The organism is Methylorubrum sp. SL192, assembly GCF_026672325.1.
In the GTDB taxonomy this organism is placed as follows: domain Bacteria; phylum Pseudomonadota; class Alphaproteobacteria; order Rhizobiales; family Beijerinckiaceae; genus Methylobacterium; species Methylobacterium extorquens.
The window spans coordinates 2,480,592-2,506,314 of sequence record NZ_JAPPQV010000003.1 but is presented as its reverse complement, the minus strand read 5'-3'; the positions used below and the strand labels follow the sequence as shown (position 1 = coordinate 2,506,314).

Here is a 25,723-nt window from a genome sequence, read left to right as displayed (position 1 = left end):
GGACGATGGCGGTTCTGGTCACGGGCGGCGCCGGTTATATCGGCAGCCACATGGTGCTCGCACTGGTTGATGCCGGGCATGAGGAGGTCGTGGTCCTCGACGACCTCTCGACCGGTTACGACTGGGTCCTGCCTCCGGAAGTGCGTCTCGTCGTCGGCGACGTGGCCGACCAAGCCCTCGTCACCGAGACCATTCTGCGCCACCAGATCGACACGGTCGCGCATTTCGCGGCCAAGATCATCGTGCCGGAATCGGTCGCCGACCCGCTCGGCTACTATCTCGCCAACACCGTTAAGACGCGCGCGCTGATCGAGACCGCGGTGCGCACGAAGGTGCGGCACTTCATCTTCTCCTCGACGGCCGCCGTCTATGGCGAGCCCGAGATCGTGCCGGTGCCCGAGACCCTGGCGCCGAACCCGATCAACCCCTACGGCCGCTCGAAGCTGATGAGCGAGTGGATGCTCGCGGATGCCGCCGCCGCGCACGGCTTCACCTACGGGGTGCTGCGCTACTTCAACGTGGCCGGGGCCGATCCGCGCGGGCGTTCCGGGCAATCGATGCCGGCGGCCACCCACCTCATCAAGGTCGCGACGCAAGCAGCACTCGGCCAGCGCACGCATCTGGAGGTGTTCGGCACCGATTACCCCACCCGCGACGGCTCCTGCCTGCGCGACTACATCCAGGTCTCGGATCTGGCCGCGGCGCATCTCACCGTCCTCGACTATCTGCGCGGCGGCGGCGACAGCCTGACCGTCAATTGCGGCTACGGCCGGGGCTACTCGGTTCTGGAGGTCGTGGAGGTGGTCAAGCGCATCTCCGGCCGCGACTTCGAGGTGCGGCTGTCGCCCCGCCGGCCCGGCGATCCGGCCCAGATCATCGCCGGCGCCGACCGCATCCGCAACGAACTCGGCTGGACCCCCAAGTACGACGACCTCGACGTCATCGTCGCCCAGGCGCTTGCCTGGGAGGATACCCTGGCCAAGCGGAACCGCCGGTGAGATCACCCCGCGCCGCCCTCATCCTCGCGCTCGCGCTGCTGGCGGGGCCGGCCCCGGCGCAGGATAGCGACTTCTCCGGCTTCATCGCGTCGCTGCGCCCCGACGCCACGGCCCGCGGCATCTCGCCGAAGACCTTCGACGCGGCGTTTGCCGGCGTGCAGGGGCCGGACCCGGACGTCGTCGCCCGCACTCGCCGCCAGAGCGAGTTCAGCCGGCCGGTCTGGGACTACCTCGTCGGCGCGGTCTCGGGCGCCCGCATCACCCGGGGGCAGGCGCAGGGCAAGCGGCTCGCGGCCACCCTCGCCGCCATCGAGGCGAAGACCGGCGTGCCGCGCTCGGTCGTGCTGGCCTTCTGGGGGGTCGAGTCGGATTTCGGCGCCAGCGCCGGCTCTTTACCGACGGTCCGCGCGCTGGCGAGCCTCGCTTATGCCCGGCACCGCGGAACCCTTTTTCGCGACGAGTTGCTGGCCGCCCTCCAGATCCTCGAGAACGGCGATATCGAGCCGGCGCGGATGGTCGGCTCCTGGGCCGGCGCCATGGGGCAGGTGCAGTTCCTGCCCTCGGTCTACCTGCGGGAGGCGGTCGATTTCGACGGCGACGGGCGGCGCGACATCTGGCGTTCCGAGGCCGATGCGCTGGCCTCCATCGCGCATTACCTGCAATCGCTCGGCTGGAAGCCCGGCCTGTCCTGGGGCTACGAGGTCAGCCTGCCGAAGGATTTCGACCTGACCCGCTACCGCGGCCCGCTCGCCGACTTCGCCGCCCGCGGGGTGCGCCGCATCGACGGCAAACCCTTGCCGACAGGCGGCGAGGCCAGCCTGTTCCTGCCGGGCGGGCTCGGGAGCTCGGTCTTCCTCATCACCGACAATTTCGAGGTGATCCGCGGCTACAACACCAGCGATTCCTACGCGCTGGCGGTCGGCCACCTCGCCGACCGGCTGGCCGGCGGCCCGGCGCTCGCCGCGCCCTGGCCCAACGGCGCCGCCCGCCTCGACGGGCCGGGCCTCAAGCGTCTCCAGGCGGGGCTCGCCGCGAAAGGGCTCTATGCCGGCGAACAGGATGGACGCGCCGGCCCGAAGCTGCGCGAGGCGGTGCGGCAGTACCAGATCCGCGAGGGCCTGCCCGCCGACGGCTACGCCCGGCCCGCACTTCTGGAGCGCCTGGAGGGACGGCCATAGAGCGCATTCCGACGAAGTGGCCACCGGTTCGTCGAAAGAATGCGCGTTAAAACAAAGACCTAGAGACGCCGTCCTGATGCAATCAGGTCGGATACGGCTCTCGTGTCTCTCACGAAGCGCCCGCTGCGCCGTCGTGCCAGATGGGTGATCGGGCGTGTCGTAAGGCACGCTTAGACGCGCGCGCCTCAAGGCGCTATCCTGACCGGATGTGTGGTCGGACCCGCTCCGGCCCCTCCCCTTCGATCAAGGCTTCGCGCATGCAACGCCGCCCGACCGATCGCACTGCGCTGCCGCGCTTTCCTGCGATCCTCGGCCTCCTCCTCCTCGCGGCGCTGTGGCTCACGGCGGCGTGGTCCGCCCTGCCGCAGCCGGCCGCGGCGCAATGGGGCGACAGCTACGACGCACCCGCGGCCGATCCCTACGCCGCGCCGCCACCGCGCCGCCGGGCCCGCGGCGCCTATGCCGACGAGTACGGCTACGGCCGGGCCCCCGCCCGCCGGGCCGCGCCGCCGCAGGAGGCGCCGCGCCAGTTCTACTGGCCGTGGGAGGACCAGCCGCGCGCCCAGCCGACCCCGCCGCCCCAGCCCGCGCCCGGCTATGCCCGGCCGTCGCGCCCGCGTGCGCCTGCCGCTGCCCCCGCCCCCACCACCGCGGGCCGCTCCGACGAGGAGCGTGCCGCCCGCCGCCGCCGGCCGAGCCCCGCCCCCGCGGTGGCGCAGCCCAAGGCCAAGGTGCCGAAGGCGGCGCCGACGACGCAGATTGCCGTGTTCGGCGACTCGCTCGCGGGCTACCTCGCCAAGGGCGCCGATGACGCCTTCTCCGACAATGCCGAGGTCGCCGTGCTCGACCGCTCGAAGGCCGATAGTGGCCTCGTGCGCAAGGATCTCGTCGATTGGGCCAAGACCGCCGAGGATTTTCTCAAGGCCACGCCCAAAGTCTCCTACGCCCTGATGATGATCGGCTTGAATGACCGGCAGGCGATCCGCGAGGGCGACCAGAGCGTCGAGGCCCTGTCCGACAAGTGGCGCGAGATCTACGCGGCACGGGTCGATGAGGTCGCGAAGGTGTTTGCCGAGCACAAGGTGCCGCTGATCTGGGTCGGCCTGCCGCCGGTCCGCAGCGAGAGCCTGAGCCGCGACTTTGCCGCCATCAACGATCTCGTGCGCGAGCGGGTGCAGCGGGCCGGCCAATCCTATGCCGAGGTCTGGCAAGGCTTCGTGGACGACCGCAACCGCTTCACCGCCTCGGGGCCCGACGTGGACGGCCAGGAGGCGCGGCTGCGCACCTCGGACGGGATTCACTTTACCGCCGCCGGCTCGCGCAAGGTCGCCCATTTCGCCGACGTGGAGCTGAAGCGCCTGATGGGGGAGAAGGGCGGCCTGACCTCCGAGCAGCCCGCCGCCGCGATCGCCGCCACGCCCGGCGAGGGTGGTGTCGGATTGGGCGTCGATGACACGGCGGCGATCGATCGCAAGATCACGGCGATGCTGCCGAGCCTGCCCGAGCCGCCGGGCATCCCGAGCCTGCCGGTCAAGCCCGCGGCGGGGCCGGTGGTGCCGCTCGGCCGCACCGAGACCTCGCCGGGCGGGACGCTCCTCACCGCACGTCCGCAGGAGGGGGATGCCACCGGCACCCGCGAGCGCAGCCTGCAGCGCGGCGCCGCCCCCCTGCCCCAGCCTGGCCGAGCGGACGATTTCCGCTGGCCGCCGGGATAGTCCTCCTCAACCGCCGAACGAGGTCGATCACGTCTCGGCGGCGGGTGGGCCGTGCGGGGTTGCCACGAGCCCGGCGCCGACGGCGATCCAGACCAGATGGGCGTCCGTGCGGGCGCCGAGCTTGGCCCGGATCAGCGAGAGATTGTTCTGGACCGTCTTGAGGCTGAGGCACAGCGCCTCGGCGATGGTCTGCGCCGTGGCACCCGCTGCCGTCATGCCGAGGATCTCGACCTCGCGCGGGCTGAGTTCGTCGAGGCTGCTGCGCCCGCCGGCCACCTCGTCCTGCGCGATCGCCAGGGCGATGTCGGCGCTCATGGCCCGCTCGCCGCGCAGGACGCCCGCGGCCGCCTCAAGCAGCTCGCGGGGGGCGCTCGCCTTGCTGACATAGCCGCTGGCGCCCGCCGCGAAGGCTTGGCGCGCGATGGCGGCGCCTGTGCGCATGCTGAAGACGAGGATGCGGGCCGCGCCGTCCCATTGCCGGATATGCCGGATCGCCTCGATGCCGCTCGGCCCCGGCAGCGACAGGTCGAGGATCACGAGGTTCGGCCTCTGCGCCTTGTAGAGGCGGTAGGCCTCCGCCGCGGTCGCGGCCTCCGCCACGACCGTGAAACCCGGCTGCCGTTCGAACAGGCGGCGATAGCCCTCACGCACGACGGGATGGTCATCGACGAGGAGGATGTTCGTCATCATCCGCCTCACCCGTGAACCGGAACGGTGACGCGGGCGCAGATGCCGCTGCCGTTCCCGGTGAGAGAGAGTTGGCCGCCGAGGGCGGCGAGCCGGGCGCGGATTCCGGGAAGTCCGCGGCCGGACGCGCTAGCCGCGCGGGCAGCATCACCCCCGCCGTCGTCGTCCACGGTCAGCGTGACGGTCCCGCCGCCGGTGCCGGCGCGCTGCAGCCGCAGGAAGACCCGGCTCGGTCGTCCGTGCCGCAAGGCGTTGGTCAGCAATTCCTGCGTGATCCGATAGAGGCTCGCGGACGCCTCGCCGGACAGGCCCGACCAGTCGCCCTCCATATCGAGGTGCAGGTTCGGCCCGGTCCGTAGCCGCGCCCGCCAGTCCGAGACGAGGCCGCGGATGCCGTCGCCCAAGCCGATCCCGGCAAAGTCGGGGAGTTCGAGCTGAGCCAGGGCACCGCGCAGGCTCTCGCGCATGGCGGCGACGACCGCCTCGATGCCGCGCGCATCGGCGCGCAGATCTGCGCGGTCCGTCGGCGCGCCGGCCTCGATCGCGGCTGCGAGCGCCCCGGCGGCGGCAAGGCATTGGCCAAACGCGTCGTGCAGGTCGCTGGCGAGGCTCTGCCGCTCTTCTTCCTGCACGTGCACCAGCCGCTGCATCAAGGCGGTCCGCTCGCTCTCGGTACGGGCCAGCCGCCCGGCGAGCGCGTCGAAGGCGGTGGCGATCCGGTCGAACTCCGCCGCCCTAAAGCGCGGCAGGGGCGGACGGGATGCGCCAGCATCGAAGCCGTCCAGATGGCGCACGATCCGTCCCGCGGGCGCGACGAGGCCGGCGGCGGCGAGCCACCCGAGGATCGCCGTGGCTCCGGCGAGCGAGAGGGCAAGGCCGCTCGCGAACCGCACCTGCCGCCACGCGCGCCCCGCTGCCGCACCGGAATCGGGCCAAGCCGCGACGGTGCCGAGCCGGCGTCCGCGATAGACGATCTCTCGGACGACCGGATCGCCGAGGGTCCTCGCCGACAGGAGGGCCGCGAGCCAGGACGGGGCCGTGCCGAGCCCATCCCAATCGCCGCAGAGCCGCCGCGGCACCTCGCTGCCGAGGCGGATCTCGGCGCAGATCCCCGGCAGCAGCATCAGGACGGTCGGCTCGGCCTGGGGTTCTCCGACCGGCAGCGCCGCCGGCCCGACGCTGCCGAGCCCCGGTTGCCGGGCAAGCGCTGCGGCGATCCGCTCCGCCGATACCGCAGACTCAACCCGCAGGGCGCTGCGCCCGTCCCACAGGGTCCAGGCGACGGCGCCCGCCAGACAGAGCAGGGTCACGATCAGAAGGCGCAGGGCGAGATGCGCAGGCAGGCTCATCGGGGCGACCGTGCAGGGGAGCGTCGCCCAAGATGGCACCGGCCGCCGTCCGGGGCGCAAGGGGGACGAAGGGATGTCGGGAAAAATGCCCGCGCGGAAGCGGGAGCCGTTCCCTGGGCGACCGTGACGAGGCGGCGCAGGATTTCGATCGCCCTTCCCCTCGCCCGGATTGCCGCCGATGCTCCCTCTGCCGACCCGTCGAGCCGTCCTCGCCGCGGGTGCCTGCCTGTCGATCCTTCGCTTTCCCGAAGCACGGGCTGCGGCTCCCGCCGATCGCGTCGGCGCCTTCACCGTCACGCCGCTGCGCGACGGCCACTTCCCGCTTGAGCCGAGTATGATCCCCGGCGCCGACAGCGAGGCCGGACGCGCCTTGCTCGCCCAAGCCGGCTTGCCGCCGAGTGGCCCCTCACCCGAACCGGTCAATGCGTTCCTGATCCGGCGCGGGGCATGGCACGGGTTGCTCGATGCGGGTTGCGGAACGGTGTTCGGGCCGGGCTTCGACCGGGTGACGGCGGCTCTCGCCGCGGAGGGGTTGGGCCCCGACCAGATCGAGACCGTATGGTTGACTCACCTGCACGCCGACCACGCGGGCGGCCTGCTCACGGGCGATGGCCGCGCCCGCTTCGCCCACGCCGAGCTGGTGCTTCAGGAGCGCGAGGCCGCCTACTGGTCGGATGCCGGTGCGCGTTCCCGTGCACCCGCCGCGATGGGGCTGTTCTTCGACACCGCGCAGGCCGTGCTGGCCGCCTATGCCGGCCGGGTGCGCCGCGTCTCCGGCGCGGCCGAACTCGCCCCCGGCGTCTCGTTCCTGCCGCTGCCGGGGCACACCCCTGGTCATGCGGGCGTGCTGATCGAAGACGGGTCGGAGCGGCTGCTGATCTGGGGCGACATCCTCCACTCCCGCCTGCTGCAGGTGCCGCATCCGGACTGGACCGTGATCTGGGATACCGATCCGGCGGAGGCGATTGCCACGCGGCGGCGCATCTTCGACCGGGCTGCCAGTGAGGGGCTCGACGTCGCCGGGATGCACCTGGCGAGCCGAGGCCGGATCGAGCGGGCCGGCGCGGGCTACGAACTGGTCTCCGCCGCACCCTGACCCTGCGGTCCGACCGCGCCGCGCGCCCGCTCGCGAAGCAACCGGATCAGCGCCGCCGCTTCGGGCGTCGGCGCCCGCTCGATGCGGCGATAATCGCGGCCGTCCACGGTCCGGCTCATCAGGCCGAGATGGCACATCGTGCGCCGAATGATGGCCGGATCGCCGAACCGGTGCAGTGTGTCGAGGAGCGCGCTGATGCCGCGCTCGTCGAACAGGCGGTCGCGGGGAAGCGCCGACCAGATCGCCCAAAGACAGAGATCCTGAACCGATCGGCGGGCTGGCCAACTCGTCAGCCGCCCCTGCGCGTCGAAGCAGCGGGCGGCCCGAGCGACGAGCGCGCCATCGGCCTGAGCGGGCGCTCCGACGGCGTCGGAGGCGCGCGGCACGAGACCCGCCGCCAGCCCGCGAAGATGCTGGAAGTTGCGGTGCCCGGCCGCCCGGGCCAGCATGTTGAGCATCTCGACGTGGCTCGGCGGTTTCGTTCGCGCCGTCATCTGGCTGCGAAGGGACTTGGCCAGCGCCGATACGTCATCGGTCGCGTAGGGAATCAGCTCTCTCGGCACGGTCATTCTCCGAGTGCCGTTCTCCGGATCGGAGGTCGAGGGTCACCGGCTTGCGACGCGGCACGGGAATGATGTCATGCCCAGGGTGGCGGTTGCAGGTTTAGCTCCCCTTTCGGGGCGGTGACGCCTGGGTGATCTGCAGACCCGCCGGCATCGTAGCATTGCCTGCGATGACGGCAAGCCGGAGCGCTCGCATCAGTCGAGCGCCGGCGATGGAAAAGGGGGCACCGCCTCCCGGCAATGCCCCCCGTGATCGGTCCGGATGCGACGCGGTTCAGAGCGGCAGGACAGTCGCGCCCATCAACGCCTCGTCGATCGAGCGGGCGGCCTGACGGCCCTCGCGGATCGCCCAGACCACCAGGGACTGGCCCCGGCGCATGTCGCCCGCAACGTAGATCTTCGGGTTCGAGGTCAGGTAGTTCTGATCGTTGGCCGCGACGTTGCCGCGCTTGTCCACGGCCACGCCCGATTCCGCGACGAGACCCTTCTGCACCGAACCGGCAAAGCCGATCGCCATGAAGACGAGGTCGGCCGGCAGCACGAACTCGCTGCCCTCGATCGGCTGGCGCTTCTCATCGACGCGGGCGCAAACCACGCCGGTGAGCTGGCCCTTGCGGTTGCCCTCCAGCCGCAGGGTCGCGGCCTGGAACTCGCGCTCCGCGCCCTCCGCTTGGCTCGACGAGGTGCGCATCTTGGTCGGCCAATAGGGCCACACCGTCAGCTTGTCCTCGCGCTCCGGCGGGCGCGGGCGGATGTCGAGCTGGGTGACCGAGAGCGCGCCCTGGCGGAACGAGGTGCCGACGCAGTCGGACGCCGTATCGCCGCCGCCGATAACGACGACGTTCTTGCCGGCGGCGAGAATCGGCAATTCGCCGTTGCCCGGCATCGGCTCGGCGCCGACCCGGCGGTTCGACTGCACCAGGAAGGGCATGGCGTAGTGCACGCCGTCGAGTTCCTGCCCCGGAAGCTGCGGGTTGCGCGGATCCTCGGCGCCGCCGCAGAACAGCACGGCGTCGAACTGGCTCGTCAGGTCCTCCAGGGGCACGTTGACCCCGATGTTGGCCTTGTAGTGGAAGACCACGCCCTCGGCTTCCATCTGCTTCACGCGCCGGTCGATGTGGCGCTTCTCCATCTTGAAGTCGGGGATGCCGTAGCGCAGCAGGCCGCCGGCCTTGGGCTCGCGCTCGTAGACGTGCACGTCGTGGCCGACGCGGGCGAGCTGCTGGGCCGCCGCCATGCCAGCCGGTCCGGAGCCGATCACCGCCACGCGCTTGCCGGTGCGGTTTGCCGACGGCTCGGGCTTCACCCAGCCCATGTTCCAGGCGCGATCCGCGATCGCCTGCTCGATCGTCTTGATGGCGACCGGCTGGTTCTCGAGGTTCAGCGTGCAGGCCTCCTCGCAGGGCGCGGGGCAGATGCGGCCGGTGAACTCCGGAAAATTGTTGGTCGAGTGGAGGTTACGCGAGGCCTCCTCCCAGTCCGACTGGTAGACGAGGTCGTTCCAGTCCGGGATCTGGTTGTGGACCGGACAGCCGGTCGGCCCGTGGCAGAACGGGATGCCGCAATCCATGCAGCGCGCGGCCTGTTTGGACAGGTCGTGCTCGTCGAGCGGCAGCGTGAATTCGCGGAAGTGCCGCACGCGGTCGGCGGCGAGCTGATACTTCTGCTCCTGCCGGTCGAATTCGAGAAACCCGGTGACCTTGCCCATCGATCAGTCCTTCGCAGGCGCGGATCTCTCGACCACGCGGCCTTGCCGTCTGCCCGGCATCACTGTGAACCGGTCGGCGGCTTTCTGCCGCCGACCGGTATGGCCCGCCTTGATGACGCTCGATTACTCCGCCGCCACCGGCATGCGCGCCATTTCCATCTCGCGCAGCGCCCGGCGGTACTCGACCGGCATCACCTTCACGAACTTGGTGCGGAACGCCGCCCACTCGTCGAGGATCTGCTTGGCCTTCGGCGAACCCGTATACTTCATGTGGTTGGTGAGGAGCTGCGACAGGCGCTCCTCGTCGTGGCCCGACATGTCCGCGAGGATGTCGACCCGGCCCTTGGTCTCCAGGTCGCCGTCCTGGTGGAAGCGGCGCATGAGGTCGTCCTCCTCCTCCACCGGCTCCAGATCGACCATCGACAGGTTGCAGCGATCGCGGAACGAGCCGTCCTCGTCGAGCACGTAGGCGATGCCGCCGGACATGCCGGCCGCGAAGTTGCGCCCCGTCACGCCGATGGAGACCACGACGCCGCCGGTCATGTACTCGCAGCCATGGTCGCCCATGCCCTCGACCACGGTGATGGCGCCGGAGTTGCGCACGGCGAAGCGCTCGCCCGCCGCACCGCGGATGTAGCACTCGCCCGCGATCGCCCCGTAGAGCACGGTGTTGCCGGCCATGATCGTACGGGCGGGGGGCGCCTTCAGCGCGTCGCTCGGACGGATGATCAGCTTGCCGCCCGACAGGCCCTTGCCGACATAGTCGTTGCCGTGGCCGGTCAGGTCGAGGGTGACGCCCGCGGCGAGCCACGCGCCGAAGCTCTGCCCGGCGGTGCCGTTGAGCTTGACCACGATGGTGTCGTCGGGAAGCCCGTCATGCCCGTGGCGCTTGGCCACCGCGCCGGAGAGCATGGCGCCCGCCGCGCGATCCGAGTTGCGGATCACGTCGGTGAGCACGACCGGCTCGCCGGTTTCGATGGCCGTCTCGGCGCCCGCGATCAGGCGGCGGTCGAGCACCGTGTCGATCGGGTGGTGCTGCGTCTCGACGTGACGGATCGCCACCTCCGGCCCGACATTCGGCCGGTGGAACAGCTTCGAGAAGTCGAGGCCGCGGGCCTTCCAGTGCTCGATCGCGTCGCGCTTGTCGAGGAGGTCGGAGCGGCCGATCAGGTCCTCGAGCTTGGTGAAGCCCATCGCCGCCATCAGCTCCCGCAGCTCTTCGGCTACGAAGAAGAAGTAGTTGATGACGTGCTCTGGGGTGCCCTTGAAGCGCTTGCGCAGCACCGGGTCCTGGGTGGCGACACCCACGGGGCAGGTGTTGAGGTGGCACTTGCGCATCATGATGCAGCCGGCCGCGATCAACGGCGCGGTCGAGAAGCCGATCTGGTCGGCGCCCAGCAGCACTGCGATCATCACGTCCTTGCCGGTGCGGATGCCGCCATCGGCCTGGAGCGCGACCCGGCCGCGCAGGCCGTTCATCACCAGCGTCTGCTGCGTCTCGGCCAGACCCGTCTCCCAGGGACCGCCCGCATGCTTGATCGAGGTGAGCGGGGCCGCACCCGTCCCGCCATCGAAGCCCGAGATCGTGATGTGGTCCGCGCGCGCCTTGGCGACGCCCGCGGCGACCGTGCCGACGCCGACCTCGGAGACCAGCTTCACCGAGACGTCGGCGGCCGGGTTCACGTTCTTCAGGTCGAAGATGAGCTGGGCCAGATCCTCGATCGAGTAGATGTCATGGTGCGGCGGCGGCGAGATCAGGCCGACGCCCGGGGTCGCGTAGCGGACCTTGGCGATCTTGGCATCGACCTTGTGACCGGGCAGCTGGCCGCCCTCGCCGGGCTTGGCACCCTGCGAGACCTTGATCTGCATCATGTCGGCGTTGACGAGATACTCGGTGGTGACACCGAAGCGGCCCGACGCCACCTGCTTGATCGCCGAGCGGCGCGAGCGCCCGTCCGGCCCGGTGATGAACCGGCGCGGCTCCTCGCCGCCCTCACCCGAGTTCGAGCGACCGCCGAACGAGTTCATCGCGATGGCCAGCGTCTCGTGCGCCTCCTTCGAGATCGACCCGTAGGACATCGCGCCGGTGGCGAAGCGCTTGACGATCTCGGAGGCCGGCTCGACCGCCGAGATGTCGACCGGCTGGCGGCCGAGATCGGCGGCGGTCTTGACCCGGAACAGGCCGCGCAGGGTCTTGAGGTGGTTCTCCTGCTCGTTCACCAGCCGGGCGTATTCGCGGTAGCGCTCGGCCGCGCCGAGGCGCACCGCGTGCTGCAGCGTCGCCACGGTGTCGGGCGTCCAGGTGTGGGTCTCGCCGCGCAGGCGGTAGGCGTACTCGCCGCCGACATCGAGCGCGTTGCGGTAGATCGGGGCGTCGCCGAAGGCGTCCTGGTGGCGCAGGGTCGTCTCCTGGGCGACCTCGGCCATGCCGATGCCCTCGACCGTCGTCGCCGTGCCGAAGAAGTCCTTGGCCACGAAGTCGGAGTTCAGGCCGATCGCGTCGAAGATCTGCGCGCCGCAATAGGACTGGTAGGTCGAGATGCCCATCTTGGACATGACCTTGAGCAGGCCCTTATCGATCGACTTGATGTAGCGGTAGACGATCTCGTCGTCGGTCAGGTCCGGCGGGAACTCGCCCTTCATCGCGATCAGCGTCTCGAAGGCGAGATAGGGGTTGATCGCCTCCGCGCCGTAGCCGGCCAGACAGGCGAAGTGATGCACCTCGCGCGGCTCGCCCGACTCGACCACGAGGCCGACCGAGGTGCGAAGCCCCTTGCGGATCAGGTAGTTGTGCACGGCCGCGGTCGCGAGCAGCGCCGGGATCGGGATGCGGTCCGGCCCGACCATGCGGTCCGACAGGATGATGATGTTGTAGCCGCCGCGCACCGCGACCTCGGCCCGGTCGCACAGGCGATCGAGCGCACCCTCCATCGCCCCAGCGCCGGACTCGGCCGCGTAGGTGATGTCGAGCGTGCGGGTGTCGAAGCGGTCCTCGAAGTGCGAGATCGAGCGGATCTTCTCGAGGTCGCCGTTGGTCAGGATCGGCTGACGCACTTCGAGCCGCTTGCGGCGGGAAGCGCCCTCCATGTCCAGCAGGTTCGGGCGCGGGCCGATGAACGAGACGAGGCTCATCACGGCCTCCTCGCGGATCGGGTCGATCGGCGGGTTGGTGACCTGCGCGAAGTTCTGCTTGAAGTAGGTGTAGAGCAGCTTCGGCTTGTCGGAGAGCGCCGAGAGCGGCGTGTCCGAGCCCATGGAGCCGACGGCCTCCTGGCCGGTCACGGCCATGGGGGCCATGAGCAGCTTGAGGTCTTCCTGGGTGTAGCCGAAGGCCTGCTGGCGATCGAGCAGGGGCACGTCCGTGCGCGAGGCCCGCGGCTGAATCGGGTGCAGATCCTCCAGCACGATCTGGGTGTTCTTCACCCACTCGGCATAGGGATGCGCGGAGGCCAGTTCGCCCTTGATCTCCTCGTCGGAGACGATGCGGCCCTTCTCCAGATCGATCAGCAGCATCCGGCCCGGCTGCAGGCGCCAGGACTGGACGATCTTCTCGTCGGGGATCGGCAGCACGCCCATCTCGGAGGCGAGCACGACGAGGCCGTCATCGGTGACGATGTAGCGGGCGGGCCGGAGGCCGTTGCGATCGAGGGTGGCGCCGATCTGGCGTCCGTCGGTGAAGGCGACGGCGGCCGGGCCGTCCCACGGCTCCATCAGGGCAGCGTGGTACTCGTAGAAGGCGCGCCGCTCCTCGCTCATCAGCGGGTTGCCGGCCCAGGCTTCTGGGATCAGCATCATCATCGCGTGGGCGAGCGAGTAGCCGCCAGCCACGAGGAATTCGAGGGCGTTGTCGAAGCAGGCGGTGTCGGACTGGCCCTCGTAGGAGATCGGCCAGAGCTTCGAGATGTCGTTGCCGAACAGCTCGGAATCGACGCTGGCCTGGCGCGCGGCCATCCAGTTCACGTTGCCGCGCAGCGTGTTGATCTCGCCGTTATGCGCGACCATCCGGTAGGGGTGCGACAGGCGCCAGGTCGGGAAGGTGTTGGTGGCGAAGCGCTGGTGGACGAGCGCCAGCGCCGAGACGAAGCGCGGATCCTTCAGGTCGAGATAGTAGTGGCCGAGCTGGTGCACGAGCACCATGCCCTTGTAGACGATGGTCCGGCTCGACACGGAGACGGGATAGAACGCCTTCACGCGCTCGTCTTCGAGGCCGTAGACCTTGTTCGAGATCACCTTGCGGGCGATGTAGACGCGCCGCTCGAAGGCGTCCTGATCGGCGACGCTGGCCGGGCAGCCGATGAAGACCTGCCGGTGATGCGGCTCAGTCTCCTTCACGGCCTTGCCGAGATCGGCCGAGTCGACGGGCACGTCGCGCCAACCGAGCAGCGGCAGGCCCTCGTCGGACAGCGTCTTCTCGACGATCGCCTCGATGCTGGCGCGGGCCTCCTCCGCCTTCGGCAGGAAGAACTGGCCGATGGCGTACTGGCCGGCCGGCGGCAGCTCGAAGCCGAGGCGCGAGCACTCCTCCGAGAAGAAGCCGTGCGGGATCTGGGTGAGGATGCCGCAGCCGTCGCCCATGGTCGGGTCGGCACCGACCGCGCCGCGGTGGTCGATGTTCTCCAGGATCTTGAGACCCTGCTGGACGATGGCGTGGCTGCGCCGGTCGTGCATGTCCGCGACGAAGCCGACGCCGCAGGCGTCGCGCTCGTGAGCGGGGTTGTAGGCGCCTTCGGCCGCGGGAAGGCCCGGGTCGCGCAGGATCAGCGGCGTGGCACCGGCGCGCGACGGCGCGGCTTTCTCGGCGTTCATGACCGACACCGACAGCTCAGACGGGATTTCACGCATCGTCCGCACATCTCCGACCCTGCCCGCATGCGAGCATGTTTCGTGCCCGTACACCGCCGGTGTCCGGGCTGCCGCCTTCTTTATACCGAGTCGGGTGGGGTCAGGTTCTTCCTGCCGGAATCGCCCGCCAACCCGCGGGCTGAAGCTCCGGCTTGTTCAGCCGGCGCTCGCCCGGATCGCCTCGACGGTCACCGGTTTCTCAGCTCGTTCGGACGTCACGTCGATCACGTGATGGATCCCCAAAGCTGGCCCGACGGCCAAGCACGACAAATGGGACAGTCTTACTGTCCTATAGGTGGACGTTGCCAGATTTCATTCATTCCAGCAAGGGGCCGCCGACCACCGCCGCCGGCCTTTTGAACATGCCTCGGATACGCGCAACGCACCCGTCTCTCGGCCTGTACTCGGCGCGCGGACGCGTGCCGGGCAGCACCGCATCACCACAATGGCACTGGCAGGTTCCGGCTCGGTTCGCAATGTCGCCCCAATCAACCGTTTAGAAAACCTTGCCGGCACGGAAGGAATGCGGGGATGCGTCTGCCGTGACGCCGGGGGACCCGCGATCAACAGCGGGCTCCCGGGACTTTCCTCTTCTTCTGCACAGCTTGGTTCGAGAGGTCCTATGGCTTCGAGCCGTCACGCCCCTGGTGGAGTCACGAGAGCGGCACTGCGTCGCGGTTTCGGATTCGGCCTCGTTGCCGCGCTCCTGTCCGGCCTCGGTCTGCAGAGCGCCGCTGCCCAGGGCTTCTACCGTGAGATCTATGGGCCGCCGCGGGTGGTCTACCGCGAGGATGACGGCATGTTGCCGTCCCGCGAGGTCGTCGGTGAGCTGCGGGACCGCGGCTTCTCCGAGATCGGACGTCCGCGCTACGACGGGCGGAACTACCGCGTGGAGGCGACGAGCCCGCGCGGCCAGCGGGTGCGGCTCGTGGTCGATGCCCGCGGGGGCGACGTGATTGGGCGCGAGCCGCTCGAAGGCGTCTACTATCCCTCCGACCGGGCCCGTCCGGCGGCCCCCGGCTACGGCTGGACCGAGGACGACATGCGCACGCGCCGTCCGATCCGTGAGGCCGAGCGCATCATGCCGCCCGCCGACATCCCCTCCGTTCCCGGTCTGCGCAGCGCTCCGCTCGGCAGCGAGCGGGGTGCGGCGCGGGTCGAGCGCGTGCCGCCGGCCGCGCGGCCGGACGCCAACCCGCTCGGCGTCAATCCGGATGCGGCGACCCGCTCCGAGCAGCCTCGGCGCGCGGCGGTTCGGACCGCCCCGACACCCAAGCTGCCGTCCCAAGCGCGCATTGCCCCGACGGCTCCGGAGCCTTCGCTCCGTTCCGGTTCGCCCGCGTCGCCAACGATGACGCCTGCCGCCAAAACCGAGCGGAACAAGGCGGAGACGAAGGAAGCCAAGGCGGTCGAGCCGAAGCTGGGCGAGCCCCGGCCCGAAACCGGCAAGGAAGCTGGCAAGGAAACCGGTAAGTCCGAAACGAAGCCTGACGCCGCCAAGCCGGAGCCCGCCAAGGACGCGGCGAAGACCGCCGAGTCGAAGCCGGCCGCCGGCAAGGGCTGGCAGGATCCGCCGGCCGACGGTCCGCGCAAGAACGTGCGGGTGATCGGTGGGGCGACGGTCGTCCCCGGCGGCACCGGTGAGGCCGGCAGCGCCGAGTAACGGGGCTCGGCGCCGGGAAAGCCGGGCTCAGCCCTCCTCCCCGGCCAGGATCAGCCGCTCGCGGCCGGAGAACACGGTCAGCGTGTCCGAACGGGCGATGGCGCAGAGCGTCATGTCGTGGCAGCGCGCCCGCTCGATCGCGAGCGAGGTCGGGGCGGAGATCGCCACCAGCACCGAGGCGCCCAGGCTGGCGGCCTTCTCCGCCATCTCGAACGAGCAGCGGCTGGTGATGACGAGAAAGCCCTCGTCCGGCCGCACGCCCTGGCGCAGCAGCGCGCCGATGCACTTATCCAGAGCATTGTGGCGGCCGACATCCTCGCGCACCGCCAGCAATGAGCCGTCGAGGTTGGCCCAGCCGGCCGCGTGGACCGCCCGCGTCTCCCGGTTGAGCGTCTGACGGTCCGACAGGGCGGTCAACGCCGTCTGGATCGCCGCCAGCGTCACCTGCGGGCCCTTGCCGGAGCGGGGCCGGGCAATCGGCAGGGCGGCGAGATCCTCGATGCCGCAGACGCCGCAGCCGGTGCGCCCGCTGATCGCGCGCTTGCGGGCGAGATGCTCGCGCAGCCGCCCGGGTGCGAGATCGACCAGCAGCCTCAAGCCACCCTCACCCGGTTCCACCGAGACGCCCCGGATCTCGTCGGGCGCCTCGATCACGCCCTCGGTGAGGCTGAAGCCGTAGGCGAAATCTTCGAGATCGGCCGGCGTCAGCATCATCACGGCGTAGGGCACGGTGCCGTAGACGACGTTGACCGGCATCTCTACGGCCAGCGCCCGGGAATCGGGCCGCGCCTCGGGCGCGTCATAGGCAACGACGAGTGTTCCGACCTTGACCGACGTCGCGGGGCCGACCGCGCCGAAGTCATCTGCGGCTTCTTGCTCAGGTTTTGCGCCGACGTCCTGCATCCGTATCCCCAGAGGCAGCCAAATTGCCCGCTGCGCAACCCTGATACCGCGTCCAAGCGACGCTTGGGGGCGCTGTTGTGGTTGCGGTTTTTTGATCAGTATGGTTCTACGTCGCAACCGCCCATCCGGCAGCGACACGGTCACGCCGGAACCGGCAAGGCCCGCGATACGATCGGGCAGTTCTGGGATTTGCGACGCTCGTCGGCAAATTCAAGGGCAAACAAACCATAGGCACCAGGGGAGCCAAGCGGGGACATGCGGACGACGCAGGCGCAACATCGGTCATCGTGGGGGCTCGCCGCGTTCGGCGCTCTCCTCGGTTCGTCCTCCTCCGCTCTCGCGGCCGGTATCGGTCAGCCCGAGCCGTGGCAGATGAGCCGTCAGATACCGGTCACGGCCGAGGCCGCTGACCTCCTCAACTTCGAGCACGGGCTGCACTGGATCGCCTTCGCGATCTCGGTCTTCGTTCTCGTTCTCATTCTCTACTGCATCTTCAAGTTCAACGAGAAGACGAATCCGACGCCGTCGCGCACCACGCACAACACGGCGATCGAGGTGGCCTGGACCATCATCCCGGTCCTGATCCTCGTGGCGGTGGCGATCCCCTCGTTCCGCACCCTGCGCACGCAGCTCTCGGATCCGAAGGCCGACCTCGTGGTCAAGGTCGTCGGCCACGCGTGGTACTGGTCCTACGTCTACCCGGCCGAGGGCGACAAGGGCGGCTTCACCTTCGACGCGAACGTCGACGAGGAGCAGCAGCCCAAGCTGCTCGCGACCGACAACGACATGGTCATCCCGGTCGGCAAGGTCGTGAAGGTGCAGGTCACCTCCGACGACGTCATCCACTCCTGGGCGATCCCCTCCTTCGGCGGCAAGATCGACGCCATCCCCGGACGTCTGAACCAGTGGTGGTTCAAGGCCGACCGCGAGGGCACCTATCACGGCCAGTGCTCCGAGCTGTGCGGCGCCCGTCACGCCTACATGCCGATCACCGTGCGCGTGGTCAGCGAGCAGGCCTACGCCGACTGGCTGACCGAGGCGAAGACCAAGTACGCCGCGATCGACAACGGCGCGCGCCTCGCGGACGCCCGCTGACGCTTCTCCGGGCCGGCACGCGCCGGCCGGATCTCCCTTCGCCAGAGGCGACAGACATCTGATTAAGGCAAGGATCGATGGCCACCGCCACAGCACATGCCGGGCATGACGCCCACCACGACCATAAGCCCTCCTTCTTCTCCCGCTGGTTCCTCTCGACGAACCACAAGGACATCGGCACGCTCTACCTGATCTTCGCCTTCATGGCGGGCATCATCGGTGCGTTCCTGTCGTTCGGCATCCGCATGGAGATGGAGGAGCCGGGGCTCCAGTACTTCTCCAATCCGGCGACCTACAACGTGTTCGTCACCGGCCACGGCCTCATCATGGTGTTCTTCATGGTGATGCCCGCCCTCATCGGCGGCTTTGGCAACTGGTTCGTCCCGCTGATGATCGGCGCGCCGGACATGGCCTTCCCGCGGATGAACAACGTCTCGTTCTGGCTGACGGTGTCGGGCTTCGCCTGCCTCCTCTGCTCGCTGTTCGTCGAGGGTTCGCCCGGTGCGACCGGTGCGGGCACCGGCTGGACCGTCTACCCGCCGCTCTCCTCCTCGGCCGGCCATCCCGGCCCGGCGGTCGATTTCGCGATCTTCTCGCTCCACCTCGCCGGTGCGGGCTCGATCCTCGGCGCGATCAACTTCATCACCACCATCCTCAACATGCGCGCCCCCGGCATGACGCTGCACAAGATGCCGCTCTTCGCCTGGGCCGAGCTCGTCACCGCCTTCCTGCTGCTCCTGTCGCTCCCGGTTCTCGCCGGTGCGATCACGATGCTGCTCACCGACCGTAACTTCGGCACCACCTTCTTCGCCCCCGAGGGCGGCGGCGATCCGGTGCTCTACCAGCACCTGTTCTGGTTCTTCGGTCACCCCGAAGTGTACGTGATGATCCTGCCGGCCTTCGGCATCGTCTCGCACATCATCGCCACCTTCTCGCGCAAGCCCGTCTTCGGCTACCTCGCCATGGCCTACGCCATGGTCGCCATCGGCGTCGTCGGCTTCGTCGTGTGGGCCCACCACATGTACACCGTCGGCCTGTCGCTTCAGACGCAGTCCTACTTCGTCTTCGCGACCATGGTGATCGCGGTGCCGACCGGCGTGAAGATCTTCTCCTGGATCGCGACGATGTGGGGCGGTTCGATCCGCTTCACCGCGGCGATGCACTGGGCGGTGGGCTTCATCTTCCTGTTCACGGTCGGCGGCGTCACCGGCGTCGTGCTCGCGAACTCCTCGGTCGATAAGTACCTGCACGACACCTACTACGTCGTGGCGCACTTCCACTACGTGCTCTCGCTCGGTGCCGTGTTCATCATCTTCGCCGGTATCTACTACTGGTTCCCGAAGATGACCGGCCACGTCATCCCGGAATGGGCAGGAAAGCTGCACTTCTGGCTGGCCTTCATCGGCGCGAACGTCCTGTTCTTCCCGATGCACTTCCTGGGTCTGGCCGGCATGCCGCGTCGCTACGCCGACTATCCCGAGGCCTTCGCGGGCTGGCACAAGGTCGCGACCCTGGGCGGTCACGTCTTCGCCCTCAGCATGATCGTCTTCGTGATCGGCATCGTGCTGGCCTTCCGCTCCAAGACCCGCGCCGCGGACAATCCGTGGGGCGAGGGTGCCACCACCCTGGAATGGACCCTCTCCTCGCCCCCGCCCTTCCACCAGTTCGAGACGCTCCCGAAGATCGTCGACGAGCCGGCCCACTAAGGGCGGAACGAAAACCGAAGATCGCGAGGACCGCCCCGGCGGTCCTCGCTCTTTCCCGGAGGCCTCTCACCGCTAAGGCGAGGCCTCCCGCAAAGGGCGGCGCCCCGAACGGCGCGATCCGAAGACCTACGAAAACATCAGAACAAGCGTCAGAGCACGGTTTCCATGACGAGCCTGTCGAACAGCCTGAGTGCCGACACCGGCACCACGTCGTTCTCCCCCGCCGCGGGGGGCGAGGTTTCCGACTTCTTCGCCCTGCTGAAGCCGCGGGTGATGGTGCTCGTCATCTTCACCGCGCTCGTCGGCATGGTGGTCTCGGACGCCACCGTGAACCCGGTGATCGCGGCAATCTCGCTCCTGATGATCGCCGTCGGCGCGGGCGCCTCGGGCTGCCTCAACATGTGGTGGGACGCCGATATCGACGCGCTGATGACCCGCACCGCCAAGCGGCCGATCCCGGACGGGCGCATCCGCCCCGACGAGGCGCTGGCCTTCGGCATCGTCCTGTCGGTCGGGTCGGTGCTGATCCTCGGGCTGGCCTCGAACTGGCTCGCGGCCGGGCTGCTCGCCTTCACCATCGTGTTCTACGCCGTGATCTACTCGATGTGGCTGAAGCGGGCGACCGCGCAGAACATCGTCATCGGCGGCGCCGCCGGCGCCCTCCCCCCGGTGGTGGGTCAGGCCGCTGTGACCGGTCATGTCGGCATCGAGTCGCTGGTGCTGTTCGCGATCATCTTCATCTGGACGCCGCCGCATTTCTGGGCGCTGGCGCTCGTGAAGAGCGGCGAGTACGCCCGCGCCGGCATCCCGATGATGCCGAACGTCGCCGGCCCGGATTCCACCCGTCGCCAGATCATCTGGTATTCGCTGGTCCTCGCGCCGCTGGCCCTCCTGCCGGTCTGGCTCGGCTTCGGCGGCTGGCTCTACGCCGTCGTCGGCGTGCTCGGCGGGCTCGGCATGCTGGCGGGCGCGGTGCAGGTCTACCGGCTGCGTGAGGGCGAGCCCGAGCGCAAGGCGGCGATGGGCCTGTTCGCCTTCTCGATCCTCTACCTGTTCCTGCTCTTCTCGGCGCTGCTCGCCGAGCAGGGACTCGGATTGTTCCGCGCGGTCGCAGCGTGAGGCCCGCCATGTCCGATCTTCCCGAAGGGATCCGTCCGCTGACGCCGGCGGAGGCCAGGACCCGCCGCAAGCGCTCGGTCGCCATTGCCCTGACGCTCGGCGCCCTGGTGCTGCTGTTCTTCGTGCTGACGATCGCCAAGCTTGGACCGCAGATCCTGCAACGGCCGCTCTGAAGGCGTGACCCGATGACGAATGTGGGCGAGAGGCAGAAACAGGCGGCGCGCGGTACGCGCTGGACCGTGCTCGCCTGTGCGGGCGTCGTGCTCGGCATGGGCGGCCTCGCGGCTGTCTCGGCGCCGCTCTACTCCATGTTCTGCAAGGCGACCGGCTTCAACGGCACGCCGCTCGTCGGCGCCGCGCCCACCGCTCCGACCGGCGAGGCTCTGGCTCCGGTCTCGGTGCGCTTCGATACCAACGTCTCGAAGAACCTGTCCTGGCGCTTCCAGCCGGAGCAGTCGCGGGTCGACGCCGTGCCCGGCCAGACCGCGACCGTGTTCTTCAAGGTGACGAATACCGGCCCGGCGCCGTCCGCCGGCATCGCCGTGTTCAACGTGCAGCCGGATCTGATGGGCAGCTACTTCGTCAAGGTGCAGTGCTTCTGCTTCGACGAGCACACGCTGCAACCGGGCGAGTCGGCGGAATTCCCGCTGGTGTTCTACGTCGATCCGGCCCTGCGCAAGGATCCGGACATCGGCGATCTCTCGGAGATGACGCTGTCCTACACCTACTACCCTTCGAAGAACGGGGCGCCGGTGGCGGAGGCGGCCAAACCCGCCGCGACGCGCAACTTTTGAGGGGTGAAGCGGCGGGCCAAGCGTGACAATGGCGCGACCGCCGCAGTAGAGGGTTTTCAACCGAGGTCCGGTCCCGCCGGACCTCCAAGGCAACAGGGCCCGGCCGTCAGGCGGTGACGGGCAAGGGCTGAGGGAGAACCATTGCGATGGCCGGGGCGCACGCCAAGAACCACGACTACCACATCATCAACCCGAGCCCGTGGCCGCTGCTGGGCGCGTTCTCCGGGTTCCTGATGGCGTTCGGCGCCGTCTTCTGGATGAAGGGTCTCTCCGCGGGCGGCCTCGCCATCGGCCCCTACGTGTTCGGCGCCGGCACGCTCGGCGTGCTCTACACGATGCTGTCGTGGTGGCGCGACGTCACCCACGAGGCGAATTCCGGCGACCACACCCGCGTCGTCCAACTCCATCACCGCTACGGCATGATCATGTTCATCGCCTCCGAGGTGATGTTCTTCGTGGCGTGGTTCTGGGCCTATTTCGAGGCCGCGCTCTACACCGCCGACCCGATCCAGCCGCAGCGCGTCGAGTTCACCGGCGGCATGTGGCCGCCGAAGGGCATCGAGGCGTTCGACCCCTGGCACCTGCCGCTCCTCAACACCCTGATCCTGCTCACCTCGGGCACCACCGTGACCTGGGCTCACCACGCCCTGCTGCACGGCGACCGCAAGGGCCTGAAGTACGGCCTGTGGCTGACGATCATCCTCGGCGTGCTGTTCACCGCCTGCCAGGCCTACGAGTACGCCCACGCCCATTTCGGCTTCTCGGGCTCGATCTACTCGGCGACCTTCTTCATGGCGACGGGCTTCCACGGCGCCCACGTCATCATCGGCACGATCTTCCTCGCCGTCTGCCTGTTGCGCACCTACCAGGGTGACTTCACCCCGAAGCAGCATCTCGGCTTCGAGTTCGCCGCTTGGTACTGGCACTTCGTCGACGTGGTGTGGCTGTTCCTGTTCGCCGCCATCTACGTCTGGGGCGCGGGCGCCGGCGGCGCGGCCCACTAACGGGTCCAGCCGACAGCCTCCGCCGCCCTGCTCGGGCGGCAACCCTGAAGGGCGGCGCGAGCCGCCCTTTTTCACGTGCGGCGCGCCGTCCGTTGCACCATACCGGCGGACAGCGAGGAGCATCCCTTGAGCCGAACCGCCACGAATCCGCCCCCCTCCCCGATCGCGACGGGCCTGCGCGGGCGCTGCCCCGCCTGCGGCGAGGGCCACCTGTTCAAGGGCTTCCTCGCCGTCAAACCGGCTTGCGAGGTCTGCGGCCAGGACTTCTCCGCGTTCGATTCGGCGGACGGGCCGGCCTTCTTCGTGATGTCGATCACCGGCTTCGTCGTCGTCGGCATGGCCCTGTGGATGGAGATCACCTACGAGCCGCCGGTCTGGGTCCACGCCCTCGTCGCCGGCAGCCTCGCCATCGGCCTGAGCTTGGCACTGGTGCGCCCGTTGAAGGGACTGCTCGCGGCCGTCCAGTTCGCCAACAAGGCCGCGCAGGGGCGCTTCCGCTAGTGTCCGCTTTGTCCTCGACCGAGCGAAGCGCCCGCCTGCGCAGCCTGTGGGCGCCGGGCCTCGCGGCCCTGGTCTGCCTCGCGATCTTGCTGAGCCTGGGTACGTGGCAGTTGGCTCGCAAGAGCGAGAAAGAAGCGCTGATCGCCCGCATCATCGAGCGCTCGCATGCCGAGCCGCCGGCCGCCCCTCCCCCGTTCGAGGAATGGGACGCGAAGGCCGACGAGTTCAGCCGGGTGCAGACGCGCGGCACCTTCCTGCACGATCAGGAGACCCTGGTGCACGGGCTGGCGCCGGGCGAGCCCGGCCGGGCGCTTCAGGGCTTCTACGTCATCACGCCGCTCAAGCGCGACGACGGGACGACGATCCTGATCAACCGCGGCTTCGTGCCGACCGAGTTGAAGCGCCCCGAGGACCGCGCCGCCGGTCAGGTCTCGGGCGCGGCGACGGTGACCGGCATGCTACGCGCCAGCGAGACCCGCACGCTGTTCGTGCCGGAATCCGATCCGAAGCGGGAGGCGTGGTTCACCCGCGACATCCCCGGCATCAGCGCCGCCCGCAATCTCACGAACGTCGCCCCCTACCTGATCGAGGCCGACGCGACGCCGAACCCCGGCGGCTGGCCCCGCGGCGGACAGCTTCGCGTCGATCTGCCGAACAACCACCTGCAATACGCCTTCACGTGGTTCGGCATCGCCGCCTGCCTGATCGGCGTCTTTTCCGTTTTCGCGTGGAAACGGCTCTACGATCCGGCGGACCCGAAGGCGGGTTGACGGCGTTGGCCCGCGTGTTGCCTCGATCGTAAGCGTGCGCGGGGGACGACCAGCCCCCGCGGCAAGCCTCGCGATCTGAGATGCGGAGGGCTCCCGATGCGTGCCGTCGCTGTCTTTCTGTTGGTTTTCCTGACATCGGCCGCGGTCCAGGCCGACGACGCGGCCCGCGATGCCGCCCGCGCCACCATCGAGCGGCAGATCGAGGCCTTCCGCCGAAGCGACGCCGCGGCGGCCTATGCCGAGGCCGCGCCGCAGGTCCGCAACCTGTTTCCCTCGGCCGAAACCTTCATCGCCATGGTCGCGAAGGGCTATGCCCCGGTCCTGCGCCCGCGAAGCTACCGCTTCGAGGCGACCGAGACGTCCGGCGAGGACGAGTTGGCTCAAGGCCTGAGCCTTCAGGACGAGGCCGGCATCGATTGGGTCGCGCTCTACACGCTCCAGCGTCAGGCCGACGGACAGTGGCGCATCACCGGCTGTCACTTGAAGAAGGCGCCGGGCGAGAAGGTTTGACGCCGCAGATGTGAGAAACCGATCCGGCCCCGCTTCGACACGGCCGAATCGATCGTGTAGAGGGAGCGCCTTCCCGGAGGCATCTTTGCTGCACGTCTCGACCCGCGGCGCCGCTGCGCCCTTGAGCTTTTCCGATGCGCTGCTCGCCGGCCTTGCCCGCGACGGCGGTCTCTACGTGCCCGAGAGCTGGCCGCAGATTAGCCGTGCGGAGATCGCGGGCTTTGCCGGCATGCGCTACGCCGAGGTCGCCAAGCGCGTACTGCGTCCGCTCATCGACGGCGAGATTCCGGACGACGCGCTCGACGAGATGATCGAGGCGGCCTACGCCACCTTCCGCCATCCGGCGATCTGCCCGCTCACCCAGATCGACGACAACCTGTTCCTGATGGAGCTGTTTCACGGGCCGACGCTCGCGTTCAAGGACGTGGCGATGCAGCTCCTCGGGCGGCTGATGGATTACGTGCTGCGCCAGAAGGGCGGCCGTGCCACCATCGTCGGCGCCACCTCGGGCGATACGGGCAGTGCCGCGGTCGAGGCCTTCAAGGGGCTCGATCAGGTCGACGTGTTCATCCTGTTTCCGCACGGCCGCGTCTCGGAGGTGCAGCGCCGGCAGATGACCACGGTCAACGCGCCGAACGTTCACGCGCTCGCCATCGACGGCAATTTCGACGATTGCCAGAACATCGTGAAGGCGATGTTCCAGCACGGCGACTTCGCCGACAGGGTGAAGCTCTCCGGCGTCAACTCGATCAACTGGGCCCGCGTCGCCGCGCAGACCGTCTACTACTTCACGAGCGCGGTGGCTCTGGGCGCCCCGCACCGGAAGGTGTCGTTCGCGGTACCGACCGGCAATTTCGGCGACATCCTCGCCGGCTGGGTCGCCAAGCGGATGGGCCTGCCGATCGACCGGCTGATGATCGGCACCAATGCCAACGACATCCTGGCCCGCACCCTGGAGCATGGGGCCTACGAGCCCCGCGGCGTGCAGCCGACGACCTCGCCCTCGATGGACATCCAGATCTCCTCGAACTTCGAGCGGCTGCTGTTCGAGGCGTTGGGCCGCGACGCCTCCGCGCTCGGCCGCCTGATGGCGGGTCTGAAGCAGTCGGGCGGGTTCTCGCTGAGCCCCGAGGTGCTGGACACCGTGCGCGACGAGTTCGATGCGACCGCCGTGCGCGAGCCCGAGGTCGTGGAAGAGATCGCGGGCACCTTCCGCAAGACCGGCCTCGTGCTCGATCCGCACAGCGCCATCGGCGTGCGGGCCGGTCGCAGGCTGCTGGAGAAGGATCCGGCCACTCCGGTCGTGGCGCTGGCGACCGCGCACCCCGCCAAATTCCCGGATGCGGTCTCGCAGGCGACCGGCGGCGGGCGCCCGGTTCTGCCGCCCCACCTCGCCGAACTGATGACCCGGCCCGAGACGGTGGCGAACCTCGCCAACGATCAGGCCGCGATCGAGCGCTACATCACGGAACACGCCCGCATCACCCGGGGCAACTGACGGACCGACAGCGTGACATCCAAC

21 protein-coding genes are annotated in these 25,723 nt (G+C 69.3%); 15 read left to right on the top strand and 6 right to left on the bottom strand.

The genetic code is table 11. The features are described 5' to 3' along the window. Positions 1-5 precede the first annotated feature (5 nt). The 3 genes from galE (at position 6) to OVA30_RS12560 (ending at position 3,891) form a co-directional block, all read left to right on the top strand. On the top strand, positions 6-998 hold the full coding sequence (gene galE / locus OVA30_RS12570) for a UDP-glucose 4-epimerase GalE (RefSeq protein ID WP_268175615.1): 993 nt from the start codon (positions 6-8) through the stop codon (positions 996-998). Continuing rightward, on the top strand, positions 995-2,176 hold the full coding sequence (locus tag OVA30_RS12565) for a lytic murein transglycosylase (RefSeq protein ID WP_268175614.1): 1,182 nt from the start codon (positions 995-997) through the stop codon (positions 2,174-2,176). The genes galE and OVA30_RS12565 overlap by 4 nt, the downstream gene beginning before the upstream one ends. Before the next feature lie 257 nt (positions 2,177-2,433). Continuing rightward, a complete protein-coding gene (locus OVA30_RS12560) occupies positions 2,434-3,891 on the top strand; it encodes an SGNH/GDSL hydrolase family protein (RefSeq protein ID WP_268175613.1) in 1,458 nt (485 codons plus the stop codon). Between the two features lie 27 nt (positions 3,892-3,918). On the opposite strand, the gene OVA30_RS12555 is transcribed toward OVA30_RS12560, so the two are convergent. Both OVA30_RS12555 and OVA30_RS12550 read right to left on the bottom strand, forming a co-directional pair. After that, the gene (locus OVA30_RS12555) at positions 3,919-4,581 is read right to left on the bottom strand and encodes a response regulator (protein ID WP_253388151.1); all 663 of its coding nucleotides are present in this window, start codon (positions 4,579-4,581) and stop codon (positions 3,919-3,921) included. A gap of 5 nt (positions 4,582-4,586) precedes the next feature. After that, positions 4,587-5,927: a sensor histidine kinase gene (locus OVA30_RS12550; RefSeq protein WP_268175612.1), complete on the bottom strand. Its 1,341-nt coding sequence runs from the start codon at positions 5,925-5,927 to the stop codon at positions 4,587-4,589. A gap of 178 nt (positions 5,928-6,105) precedes the next feature. Between OVA30_RS12550 and OVA30_RS12545 the strand changes: the two genes are divergently transcribed. Continuing rightward, positions 6,106-7,023 (top strand): MBL fold metallo-hydrolase, encoded by a 918-nt coding sequence (locus tag OVA30_RS12545; protein WP_268175611.1) that lies wholly within the window; start codon positions 6,106-6,108, stop codon positions 7,021-7,023. Here OVA30_RS12545 and OVA30_RS12540 read toward each other — a convergent pair. The 3 genes from OVA30_RS12540 to gltB all read right to left on the bottom strand — a co-directional run bounded on the left by OVA30_RS12540 (position 6,996) and on the right by gltB (position 14,136). Beyond that, positions 6,996-7,592 (bottom strand): DUF2087 domain-containing protein, encoded by a 597-nt coding sequence (locus tag OVA30_RS12540; RefSeq protein WP_442786100.1) that lies wholly within the window; start codon positions 7,590-7,592, stop codon positions 6,996-6,998. The genes OVA30_RS12545 and OVA30_RS12540 overlap by 28 nt on opposite strands. A 268-nt stretch (positions 7,593-7,860) precedes the next feature. Then, positions 7,861-9,294 carry a glutamate synthase subunit beta gene (locus OVA30_RS12535; RefSeq protein ID WP_003600827.1) on the bottom strand — a complete coding sequence of 478 codons (1,434 nt, stop codon included), beginning with the start codon at positions 9,292-9,294 and terminating at the stop codon, positions 7,861-7,863. Positions 9,295-9,417: 123 nt separating this feature from the next. Then, the gene (gltB, locus tag OVA30_RS12530) at positions 9,418-14,136 is read right to left on the bottom strand and encodes a glutamate synthase large subunit (protein WP_012254537.1); all 4,719 of its coding nucleotides are present in this window, start codon (positions 14,134-14,136) and stop codon (positions 9,418-9,420) included. Positions 14,137-14,758: 622 nt separating this feature from the next. Between gltB and OVA30_RS12525 the strand changes: the two genes are divergently transcribed. Then, complete coding sequence (locus OVA30_RS12525; protein WP_268175609.1) at positions 14,759-15,799, top strand: hypothetical protein; 1,041 nt, start codon at positions 14,759-14,761, stop codon at positions 15,797-15,799. Between the two features lie 27 nt (positions 15,800-15,826). Here the strand turns inward: OVA30_RS12525 and fdhD are convergent, their stop codons facing one another. Continuing rightward, a complete protein-coding gene (fdhD, locus tag OVA30_RS12520; protein WP_015823456.1) occupies positions 15,827-16,702 on the bottom strand; it encodes a formate dehydrogenase accessory sulfurtransferase FdhD in 876 nt (291 codons plus the stop codon). A 255-nt stretch (positions 16,703-16,957) separates the two neighbouring features. On the opposite strand from fdhD, the gene coxB reads away from it, so the two are divergent. The 10 genes from coxB (at position 16,958) to thrC (ending at position 25,699) form a co-directional block, all read left to right on the top strand. Next, positions 16,958-17,797 (top strand): cytochrome c oxidase subunit II, encoded by an 840-nt coding sequence (gene coxB, locus OVA30_RS12515; RefSeq protein ID WP_012254534.1) that lies wholly within the window; start codon positions 16,958-16,960, stop codon positions 17,795-17,797. 77 nt (positions 17,798-17,874) lie between these two features. Next, positions 17,875-19,503: a cytochrome c oxidase subunit I gene (gene ctaD, locus OVA30_RS12510; protein WP_004446924.1), complete on the top strand. Its 1,629-nt coding sequence runs from the start codon at positions 17,875-17,877 to the stop codon at positions 19,501-19,503. A 165-nt stretch (positions 19,504-19,668) separates the two neighbouring features. Beyond that, complete coding sequence (locus OVA30_RS12505; protein ID WP_004446925.1) at positions 19,669-20,622, top strand: heme o synthase; 954 nt, start codon at positions 19,669-19,671, stop codon at positions 20,620-20,622. Between the two features lie 8 nt (positions 20,623-20,630). Next, a complete protein-coding gene (locus OVA30_RS12500; protein ID WP_012254532.1) occupies positions 20,631-20,795 on the top strand; it encodes a hypothetical protein in 165 nt (54 codons plus the stop codon). A 12-nt stretch (positions 20,796-20,807) separates the two neighbouring features. Further along, positions 20,808-21,416 (top strand): cytochrome c oxidase assembly protein, encoded by a 609-nt coding sequence (locus OVA30_RS12495; protein ID WP_056118000.1) that lies wholly within the window; start codon positions 20,808-20,810, stop codon positions 21,414-21,416. Between the two features lie 146 nt (positions 21,417-21,562). Then, on the top strand, positions 21,563-22,420 hold the full coding sequence (locus tag OVA30_RS12490) for a cytochrome c oxidase subunit 3 (RefSeq protein WP_004446930.1): 858 nt from the start codon (positions 21,563-21,565) through the stop codon (positions 22,418-22,420). A 126-nt stretch (positions 22,421-22,546) separates the two neighbouring features. Then, a complete protein-coding gene (locus OVA30_RS12485) occupies positions 22,547-22,921 on the top strand; it encodes a DUF983 domain-containing protein (RefSeq protein WP_004446931.1) in 375 nt (124 codons plus the stop codon). After that, complete coding sequence (locus tag OVA30_RS12480) at positions 22,921-23,691, top strand: SURF1 family protein (protein ID WP_268175608.1); 771 nt, start codon at positions 22,921-22,923, stop codon at positions 23,689-23,691. The genes OVA30_RS12485 and OVA30_RS12480 overlap by 1 nt, the downstream gene beginning before the upstream one ends. A 96-nt stretch (positions 23,692-23,787) precedes the next feature. Beyond that, entirely contained in the window at positions 23,788-24,201 is a 414-nt protein-coding gene (locus OVA30_RS12475) for a DUF4864 domain-containing protein (protein ID WP_253396996.1), read from the top strand. 85 nt (positions 24,202-24,286) lie between these two features. Beyond that, entirely contained in the window at positions 24,287-25,699 is a 1,413-nt protein-coding gene (gene thrC, locus OVA30_RS12470) for a threonine synthase (protein WP_268175607.1), read from the top strand. Positions 25,700-25,723 lie beyond the last annotated feature (24 nt).